Source organism: Vibrio sp. S9_S30, from assembly GCF_014694455.1.
Classification (GTDB): Bacteria; Pseudomonadota; Gammaproteobacteria; order Enterobacterales; family Vibrionaceae; genus Vibrio.
Genome location: NZ_JAAUWT010000089.1, coordinates 1 through 1,265, shown reverse-complemented (window position 1 = coordinate 1,265; position 1,265 = coordinate 1). Strand labels below are relative to the sequence as shown.

At 42.2% G+C, this 1,265-nt stretch carries 1 protein-coding gene; it reads left to right on the top strand.

Annotation, left to right across the window (positions count from 1 at the left end; translation table 11 throughout):
* Positions 1-571 precede the first annotated feature (571 nt).
* Positions 572-1,018, top strand: a complete 447-nt coding sequence (locus tag HC752_RS24155; protein WP_190337724.1) for a GNAT family N-acetyltransferase — start codon at positions 572-574, stop codon at positions 1,016-1,018.
* Positions 1,019-1,265: the final 247 nt, after the last annotated feature.

The following is a 1,265-nucleotide window of genomic DNA, read 5'->3' as shown; positions in this document are numbered from 1 at the left end:
ATCGCTCTAACAAAAGCTTCAAACCGACAAACAACGCGTGGCATTTTTGGTTTGCGGTAATTTTAGTGTTTAAGGCGCAGTGCAGCGGCTTGATTTGTGCGTTGTCTGCGGTTTAAGCTGGCGTTATAGCGCTTTGAAAATTCAAGGGTTGTCAGGTTATCGAAAGTTGCTGGCTTCCGTGTTTTCGAGTTCGATTCCTCAACCATATCTAAGATGGAAAGTTCTCTACAAGCCAAGTCGCTGTGGGATTTCATGCCAATTGGAAATTCCGGATTTTGAAGTTTGGTTTTCGGTTCGTTCTTGTACATTCTTCGACTGGTTCGGTGTTTTTGGTATTGTGGTCTGGTTGCAGAAGCTCACTTTGGCTAAGATGTCGTTCATTGACTGCAAGCTCAGTGCTTCATTGCCAAGTAAAGTCTGTTTGCTTGTATCGCTCTAACAAAAGCTTCAAACCGACAAACAACGCGTGGCATTTTTAGTTTGCGGTGAATTTAGTGTTTAAGGCGCGGTGCAGCAGCTTGTTTTGTGCGTTGTCTGCGGTTTAAGCTGGCGTTATGTGCTCGGAGAAAATATGCAATATATCGAAGTCAAAAGTAGCGAAATTCCACTAGATTTATTGCTTGAAGCAGATCCTTCTGAAGCTAATATCGCTTCATATTTGTCTGATTCATGGTGCTTTGCTGCATTAGACAATGGGCAATTTTTAGCAGCTTGTGTCGTTAAAGCGCAGACTAACAGCCTTGCTGAGATATTTAATGTATCAGTATCTTCAGAGCTACAAGGTCAAGGCATTGGCTCTAAGCTGCTAAAGTTTGTTCTATTTCAGTTATCAAACAAGGGAATTGATCGTGTAGAGCTTGGTACGGGTACATTTGGCTATCAATTGACTTATTATCAGCGTTTAGGCTTTCGAGTATACGCAATTATCAAAGACCATTTTTTGCTAAACTACCCTGAGTCAATCTATGAAAATGGCATTCAACACAAAGACATGCTGAAATTGTACGTCAATGTTTAGTACGCACATAACAAACGCTTCAAGCGGACTGCCAACGTGTGGCACTTTAGGCTTGCAGTAATAATTGTGTTTAAGGCGTAATGCGGTAGCCGCCGTGTCATGTTGTCAGCAGCTTAAGCGGGCGTTATAGCGCTTTGATAATTCAAGGGTTGTAAGGTTGTCGAAAATTGCTGGCTTCAGTACTTTTGAGCTCGTTTCCTCAACCAAATCCAAGGTGGAAAACTCTCAGTAAACCAAGTTGCTGCAA

Bases quoted from the DNA above. Each gene is read 5' to 3' on its own strand.
- HC752_RS24155 (WP_190337724.1), top strand. From the start codon at position 572: ATGCAATATATCGAAGTCAAAAGTAGCGAAATTCCACTAGATTTATTG.